This is a genomic window from Nostoc cf. edaphicum LEGE 07299 (genome assembly GCF_015207245.1).
Lineage (GTDB): Bacteria > Cyanobacteriota > Cyanobacteriia > Cyanobacteriales > Nostocaceae > Nostoc > Nostoc edaphicum_B.
Window position 1 is genome coordinate 1 of the sequence record NZ_JADEXF010000005.1, and the last position, 7500, is coordinate 7500.

Annotated in this window: 9 protein-coding genes and 1 pseudogene; 4 read left to right on the forward strand and 6 right to left on the reverse strand. The window is 42.1% G+C overall.

Annotation, left to right across the window (positions count from 1 at the left end):
- Together IQ229_RS00295 and IQ229_RS24385 are read right to left on the reverse strand one after the other, a co-directional pair.
- Positions 1–184, reverse strand: a pseudogene (locus IQ229_RS00295) (hypothetical protein); the annotation flags it as partial.
- 179 nt (positions 185–363) lie between these two features.
- Positions 364–498 (reverse strand): hypothetical protein, encoded by a 135-nt coding sequence (locus tag IQ229_RS24385; RefSeq protein ID WP_265582937.1) that lies wholly within the window; start codon positions 496–498, stop codon positions 364–366.
- Positions 499–690: 192 nt separating this feature from the next.
- Between IQ229_RS24385 and IQ229_RS00300 the strand changes: the two genes are divergently transcribed.
- Positions 691–2025 (forward strand): hypothetical protein, encoded by a 1335-nt coding sequence (locus IQ229_RS00300; protein ID WP_194040262.1) that lies wholly within the window; start codon positions 691–693, stop codon positions 2023–2025.
- A 151-nt stretch (positions 2026–2176) separates the two neighbouring features.
- On the opposite strand, the gene IQ229_RS00305 is transcribed toward IQ229_RS00300, so the two are convergent.
- From IQ229_RS00305 to IQ229_RS00315, 3 genes are all read right to left on the reverse strand, one after another.
- A complete protein-coding gene (locus IQ229_RS00305; protein ID WP_194040263.1) occupies positions 2177–2614 on the reverse strand; it encodes a response regulator in 438 nt (145 codons plus the stop codon).
- Positions 2615–2781: 167 nt separating this feature from the next.
- Positions 2782–4149, reverse strand: coding sequence for a DUF3370 domain-containing protein (locus IQ229_RS00310; RefSeq protein ID WP_194040265.1), 1368 nt, complete (start codon positions 4147–4149; stop codon positions 2782–2784).
- 31 nt (positions 4150–4180) lie between these two features.
- Positions 4181–4702 carry a pyroglutamyl-peptidase I family protein gene (locus tag IQ229_RS00315; RefSeq protein WP_194040267.1) on the reverse strand — a complete coding sequence of 174 codons (522 nt, stop codon included), beginning with the start codon at positions 4700–4702 and terminating at the stop codon, positions 4181–4183.
- 58 nt (positions 4703–4760) lie between these two features.
- Here IQ229_RS00315 and hisH point away from each other — a divergent pair, with 58 nt between their 5' ends.
- Complete coding sequence (hisH, locus tag IQ229_RS00320; protein ID WP_194040269.1) at positions 4761–5396, forward strand: imidazole glycerol phosphate synthase subunit HisH; 636 nt, start codon at positions 4761–4763, stop codon at positions 5394–5396.
- Positions 5397–5505: 109 nt separating this feature from the next.
- The gene (gene rsmD / locus IQ229_RS00325; RefSeq protein ID WP_194040271.1) at positions 5506–6051 is read left to right on the forward strand and encodes a 16S rRNA (guanine(966)-N(2))-methyltransferase RsmD; all 546 of its coding nucleotides are present in this window, start codon (positions 5506–5508) and stop codon (positions 6049–6051) included.
- Between the two features lie 187 nt (positions 6052–6238).
- Here the strand turns inward: rsmD and petG are convergent, their stop codons facing one another.
- Positions 6239–6352, reverse strand: a complete 114-nt coding sequence (gene petG, locus IQ229_RS00330) for a cytochrome b6-f complex subunit V (RefSeq protein ID WP_063721252.1) — start codon at positions 6350–6352, stop codon at positions 6239–6241.
- Between the two features lie 209 nt (positions 6353–6561).
- On the opposite strand from petG, the gene IQ229_RS00335 reads away from it, so the two are divergent.
- Positions 6562–6936, forward strand: coding sequence for a c-type cytochrome (locus IQ229_RS00335; RefSeq protein ID WP_194040273.1), 375 nt, complete (start codon positions 6562–6564; stop codon positions 6934–6936).
- Positions 6937–7500: the final 564 nt, after the last annotated feature.

Here is a 7500-nt window from a genome sequence, read left to right on the forward strand (position 1 = left end):
CAACTAAAGCTTGTTGATCTATGACTTGAGCAGATTCCAGCATGATTTGTAAACAACCATCCTTAAATGCAACTTTGGCAGTAATGCCTTTGGGCTGGAGAGATCGATTCATCAAAGCAGCAATAGCTTTTGAATCACCTTGTTTAGCAAGTTGTAGGAGATTAGGTTGTGTATTATTAGTCATGGCTGTCTCTAGGGAAAGTAGTAACCTCTTATCGTAGAGTTCCCTAATTAAGCTTATCGCTCACGCTATCCACAGAAATTTACTTTCTCACAGTGGATACCTTACCTGACAGATAACTTTTCAACTGCGTCCTCAGCGAGAGATAAAGGTAAAAAGTAGAAAACTCAACAATATTGAACTTAACCTCGCATCTGCATCAAATTGCCTGAAGCGTAGCGACACAAACCGTGGTTAAACAGACCTGCACCAACCAACAGCACGGTAGTTGACCCAGCCACTGCTAGCACAGCATGAATCAAAGATAGCGATCGCAATGCCTCACGGCAAATAAGTCACAAATCTAGCTGGAATCAACCTGTACAACAGTAGCTTCACCGTTCCCTCAAACAAAGTTGCTCGATAAGTTCTGAAGGTAAGCAGTGCATTTCCATAAATCTAGCTATTGCTAGATGCTGAAATTCTCTCAAAAGCTATAATCTACATCTGTTGCACCGAGAGATTAACTTGTGGATGTCATCTTAGAACGATCGCACGAATTAAAACAAGCCTTAGTTGATTTTGTCCTTGATGCTGAAGGCGAACTGGCACAAGCACTGGAAACTTATGCCGCAGAACAGTTGCGTCGTGGAAGTGGGGATAGTACGCAGCAGGACTTAACCATCGATAGCTTTTTGACAGCCGGGAAAGTCGGTGATAAGTCTCCATTAGAGTTGTTTATCGAAAGCCATCCAGATTTAGCAGAAAGCGATCTCAGCTTAATCAATAGTTGGCATCATAGTTTTATTGGCTTATTTGCTATAACGAATATTCTAGCTGATGGCTTTGAATTGACGAACTGGTTAACAGATAAACACTACATCGTCAAGCCAAACAATACTCAAACATTACAGGCAATATCTCGGTTAAAAGTCGGAGAAATCTTGCTAACTCGCATTTCTCCCGTTACCGATAGCTACTGGATGTTTTCTGGCCCTTACACAATAATGGGTAAATTAGGTAAACCAAAACTTGCTGTAGCAATTGGTAATTTTAAAGAAAACTATAAAAGTAATCTTTACAGCGATGCTCCAGACTTACTAGAAGAAGCTTGGCAGTCAGTAGAAAAATATCATCAGCAGTTTGTGGACTTTTTTGGCACTGATGAAATCACACTACCTGGATACCAGCTCAATAAAAAAATAGCGGAATTTCAAGAAGTAATTACTGAAGAAACCTTTGCAGCCGCAGGAATTGATACTTCTAAATCTCTTGCTGAAGTGGCAGAAGCAGCTGGAATTGGCGACGAAGAAATAAAAGCAGCCGCACAAGAATTTGGTGCTGATTCCAACGTAGTCTCTGAGATGTTTAACAGCAAAAGCAGCAAGAGCAAAATGGTTATGCCAAAGGTTGATTTGCCTGCTGAACTCAAGAAAGCAGAACAGGTAACGGCTCTCTCTCATCCCCGTTGGGGACAAATGTTTTTACCAACATATAGTAAAATACAAGCAATTTTATCGACAGAGGACTGGCAAAGTGTTCAAGGAGCGGAAAAACTAGTTCGCTATTACCTCGAAGATAAAAGTATTAATGCTTTTATTTGGCATCGATTAGCACAACAGTATCCAACTCAATTAGAAAATGTGTTGCAAACATTTTTGCAACGTCCAGAGTTTAGGCTTGAAAGTGACTTGAATGCACTTTTGCAAGAATTCCACAAACCTATTGAGCCAGAGTTGCCAGACATTGCCAGTGTACCCATACATTTGCATAACTTATTTCAGGAAGCTTTAGGAGAAGTTAACAAATCTAAGCCGAAGGGTAAGGGGCAACAAAAGCCAGCAAAGGGTTTTCAACGAGGTTAACAAATATATGCAACATTTTACCCTATTCACTTAGGCTTCTATAGTTTCCTTTCTTAAAATCGTTTTTAGGAGTTTATAGCTAGCTGTGCGTTCCCACAGAATATCGTGTGAAATCACGATCAAAAACGAGATCGAGGCTAGCTAGTTATATTTACAGATCAGTAGATAACAGGTGAACAATCTCATCTACAATTTCTTCTGGACTCTCAAGCTTGACTAGAAATCGATTAAAACCAGCATTCAAAGCCTTATAGCTTGAGACTTCCCGTGTATAAGAAGTGATAGCGATCGCAGGCAACTGCCTTAAAAATTGGCGAGAATGCACTCGAATTTGCTCAATTAACCAATTTCCATCATGTTCTGGCAACTTCATGTTGCACACCAGAATATCGGGATGAAGCGATTCAACTAAGGCAAGAGCTTCTTCTGCATCGGTTAAAGCCATTACCTCTGCACCAGCTGCTTCCAAAATGAAGATGAGCAAATCTGCAATATCTGGCTCATCCTCTACCAGTAAAATCAAGATTCCAACAAGCGGCTGGAGCAAATTTAATTCAGTTTCTTGATTCATTTTTTGATCGGTTGCCATGCCGTCCCTTTATTGCCTGCTATAGTCTGCTATTTCTATTGCAATGTATGGAGCGGAATAAGTATTCACCCTAAATATAGAAACTTGGGGTGAAAAGCTCTAGAACAGGCTTTAATTATTTTTTGGTAACAGGTAGAAAAAAGCTCTTACCTATTACCCATGACTCATTACCGAGGTTCAGTCTGAGTTGAAACTGTTAATACTTGCGGTGGTGTAGCATCCGGCGGATAGAGAAAGTCTACTTCTACCAAAGAGCGATCGCCTGGTTTCATCTTTAATAAAACTAACGGTTCTCCTGGTTGACCTCTCTTTTGCACTAAATGCACAAACTGAGTTTGTGGCTGATTTTGGTCATTTTTGTAACGTACTCGCACTGTTCCTCGGAAGAATACTTGAGGGGCGGGTGTACTCAGAAAGCGTAACCCTGGTTTGACTAATTGATCCTCCTTGAGTGGTGTTTGTATCGACACACTAACAGTTTGAGAACTTTGAGTATTGTTGTATAGCGGCAACTTCAGATTATATTGAATTCCATAGTTGCCATGAGCGCGATATGCAGTGTCAGGATAGCGCACTAGCATGGGTGCGCTTTGAATTTGACCAGTTCCTAATGTACCGCCATGCAGGGTACTCAGAGCGTAGGAAAACACTTGACCAGGCTGGGGAATAGTTAGATATCTAGCTTTAGGCTTATCTACTAGTAAGGCTCTCCATCGCGAACCACCAACCACTCCCGCAACACGCCCATAAATTCTTGGCTTGCCAGTTTCCTCTAAGGGAGTAGGAGTTTTATCTCGTGGCCCAGCTAAATCGCCACTATTTAGTAAATTCTGCCACTCTTCTAAGGTAGGCGATCGCTCACTGCCATCAGGATTCTCCCGTGCAAACATCGCTAGGCTAGCTGCATAGACAGTACTATCACTTTGCAGTCGCATGAATGTAGACCGACCATTTAGGGGTGGTGTCAATCCCTGCACAGGAATTGGCAAATTGAGTAACATCCGACTTTGCTTTGGTGGAATCTCAATTTGGGCAGGGAAAATCTCTTGTCGCACTCCCCGAAGCACATCAGACATGACGCGATCGCCTGGCCCGGCAAAAACTTTACCTAAAAGGTTTTGGCTAAAAGATGGTAACTGAATAAATGGTGCATCTGGTTGACTTAAATAACTCGCCGCTTGCCAAATATTTACCTTTACTGTTTCCGAACTAGGATTATGCAAAATTATCCCTAAATAAAGAGAACGTAAATTCTCTGCTGGTTCAGCCTTCGCAACGTGATGGGCAAAAATATCAAATCGTCCCCGAAAAGGAAAATTCAGATGCGCTGTTGGCACTTTTTTCCCATCTGGTGGAAAGGTAGAAAGTAAAATCCCTTCTTTCAAAACCAATTCTGGACTATTGCTATTGAAAGTGGGCACTTTATCCAATTGACCCGGTAAAGGACGCACTTCTTGTGGTTGGACGACTTCTTCAGGTGGTAGCGTGGCAGGAGTTGATTGGGCAATTGGGAAAATTAGTAACAATGGCAACATATACTTAGATATTTCTTTCACCATACAGACATTAACAACTTGATGAAAGTGCCAGTTTGTTAATAATTAATACGAAATCGGCAAGAATCCCCATCAAATTTTCTTGATTAAGAACCGGAACGTGGACAAAAATACAACGTGCCGTGAGTTTATTTTGGCTTAAGTAGTCCAACACTGAATAGTAAAGACCTTCACAGACAAATTTTCCACAGTCGTGGCTAATCTGAATTTTTGCTGCTCCCGCCACCAATTTTTCTAAATCAACTTCTGTCTGTAAAATACTTTCTCCACAGCTAGCACCTGCTTCCACACTTAATTGTGTACGGCTTGCAGCCATGCCACAACAGATGATGTAATCAGGTTGAATTGCCTTGATTTTTTCCATTACCTGAGTACTAGCAAGTTGCACATCTACGGGTAACTGGCGTAAAAAAGTTAAGTCATGTGGTATCAACTCAAGTTTGCTCACTTCAAGTAATAAATCATCAGAAGAATTTGACTGTTGATCTTTTAGCCAAGTGTCAAAAGAAGTTAATAGAATTCTTTTCTTCATAACAAATATTATTTAGAATAGAAAAACCCTCCATAATAAATTTACAAGGAGCAGGTAAATGCCAGTAATTGCGGTCGTAGATTATGAGATGGGAAATTTGCACTCAGTTTGTAAAGGCTTGGAAAAAGCTGGGGCAACTCCTAATGTTACTTATTCTCCAAAGGAATTAGAGCAGGCAGATGCTATAGTCCTACCGGGAGTGGGAGCATTCGATCCAGCAGTGCAACACCTGCGATCGCGCGGTTTAGAACAACCTATTAAAGAAGCGATCGCATCTGGTAAACCTTTTTTGGGAATTTGTTTAGGATTGCAAATTCTCTTTGAATCAAGTGCCGAAGGTACTCAACCAGGGCTAGGAATTATCAAAGGAAAAGTGCGGCGGTTTCGTCCCGAACCTGACATCACTATTCCTCACATGGGTTGGAATCAGCTGGAAATGACTCAACCAAAAAATATTTTGTGGGAGCATTTACCGTCCGATCCTTGGGTATATTTTGTCCATTCCTACTATGTTGACCCAATAGACCCGCTAATCCGTGCAGCAACTATCACTCACGGTACTCAAACCGTCACAGCTGCGATCGCCCATGAAAACCTGATGGCAGTACAATTTCACCCCGAAAAATCCTCTAATATCGGATTGCAAATCTTGTCTAATTTCGTTGCTCAAGTCCGCGAAAAAATTCCTGCCTAATATTCTTTTTGTCATTTGTTCTTTGTCTTTTGTCTAAAACTAATACTTCGGCTTTCCGGTAGTTGAGCGCAGTCGAAACTCAGTACAAGTGACCAATGACTAATAACCAATGAGCTTGAGAATTTACGGTAATCGCCAGCTAAAAACTTTACCAGGAAAAGAAACTAGACCCACTAGTGCGCGGGTAAGGGAGGCAGTCTTTAATATTTGGCAAGGAGAAATCGCAGGTTGTCGCTGGCTAGATTTGTGCGCCGGTACTGGTTCAATGGGCGCAGAGGCTTTGTGTAGAGGAGCCAGCCTAGTAGTGGGAATTGAACAATCGAGCCGAGCCTGTGCCACCATCCAAGAAAATTGGCAGCAGTTAGCTAATGTTGACCAGGAATTTCGGGTATTGCGGGGAGATATAACCCAGCAGTTAAAGACTTTATCAGGTAAACAGTTTGATAGAATCTACTTCGATCCACCTTATGCAAGTGGATTGTACCAGCAAGTATTAGAAGCGATCGCTCACCATCAATTTTTAGATCCTAGCGGCGAAATCGCAGTTGAACACGCCTCACAAGGTTGGACACCGCCAGAGATTCCCGCTTGGGAAATTTGCCGCGAGAAAGTTTACGGCAACACATCACTTACTTTCTACAGAATTGTGGAATGACAGGAATGGGGAGTGGGGCAGAAAACTTGCTTCCTTGTCCTCCTTAGCCCCCTTCCCTCAACCTACTCAGCAACGCCAGTTATTCTCCTCTCAGAGACGCTACGCGTAGCTTGCTTAAGAGCAGGGGTACAAGTCGGCAGAACTGCCCAACGCACTGGCTCCTCAGCACTCAGCACTGGGCACTCCCTCATCCCCCCAGCTGATTGGGGCGCTTGTATTGCTTATATGCAGCGTAAAAAAGTCCAGCGAGAGTTACGAAAACTAGACCAAGGACAATACCTGATAGCAGGGGTTCAACCACTGTAAATCTCCTCTTTGTAATTATTAAATATTCGTTGCCTGTTTTTGATTTTACCAAATTTTGTATGAATCCTGCGCCCCACAGCCTTTTGGAGTACGACTGCCCACAAAAAAATAGTCTTCTGTGCTTGCAGACACAATCAAGAACTTTTAAGCTATGTGTAGGAAATGAAAACTTTTTAGCACACCTAGACTTTCACAGCAAACCTTTTGGATAACCAGATTACCAAACCTGACATTTTGATTCAGCGGATCGTTTTATTGACGCTAGCTATACTGCTAACAGTCCCTTTGGGCTTTTTTGGTGTTCAGTTGGTTCAAGCCTCCGATCCATACGTCAAAAGTGTTCTATCCCTAACAGGAAACCCAGTTCAAGGACACGCGATATTTCAAATTAACTGTGCTGGTTGTCATGGCTTGGAAGCAGACGGGCGAGTGGGACCCAGTTTGCAAGCTGTTTCAAAGCACAAGTCTCGGTATGGGCTGATTCGCCAAGTGATAAGTGGCGAAACACCGCCAATGCCAAAATTCCAACCTAGTGCTCAAGAAATGGCGGATCTTTTGAACTATTTAGAATCGTTGTAAATCTAAGAACTTTTGGTTGTAGGATACGTAAATACCTTTATGTTAAAGTCCATCTATATGTGTATTTTTTTGCATATCTGACAACTGTAAAGAGACCTCTAGATGCTCGATAGCGTTCGCGCAATGTCTCCTAGAGACGCTTTAGCAATGTAGGAGCGTTGCCCTTGGCACATTATGCCTGCTCTACTTGAGAAAATTCCAAACGCTTAGGTGCGAGACGCTGCACGTAGTTTGCTTCCCCTTAAGGCTACGCGGACTCATTAACGTCCTTGGTGTCTCCCCCTATCCACTAAACGCTCTTTCGAGGTTGGGAGAAGAACCACGACACTAATACCCTGTGCGTCTACACATAATAATAGAAACCTCAAAACAGCCTAGCTCCGTCTGATAAACTTCGTCTTTTAAAGTCCTAGTGGTGAGAACTATCTTTTGTCTTTATCTTCACATCTGCTAGCATTTGCGTAGAATCTTTGATAAAAACTCATATAAACTGTATATTTTAAAGTATGTTAGCAAGTAACTATTTAACTATTGTGAAAGTGAGTTTAGTATACATAACTCTGT

What these genes read in the sequence shown, in the direction of transcription:
- IQ229_RS00305 (WP_194040263.1), bottom strand. Translation starts at nt 2,614, where the DNA reads ATGGCAACCGATCAAAAAATGAATCAAGAAACTGAATTAAATTTGCTC.
- IQ229_RS00310 (WP_194040265.1), bottom strand. Translation starts at nt 4,149, where the DNA reads ATGTTGCCATTGTTACTAATTTTCCCAATTGCCCAATCAACTCCTGCC.
- IQ229_RS00315 (WP_194040267.1), bottom strand. Translation starts at nt 4,702, where the DNA reads ATGAAGAAAAGAATTCTATTAACTTCTTTTGACACTTGGCTAAAAGAT.
- hisH (WP_194040269.1), top strand. Translation starts at nt 4,761, where the DNA reads ATGCCAGTAATTGCGGTCGTAGATTATGAGATGGGAAATTTGCACTCA.
- rsmD (WP_194040271.1), top strand. Translation starts at nt 5,506, where the DNA reads ATGAGCTTGAGAATTTACGGTAATCGCCAGCTAAAAACTTTACCAGGA.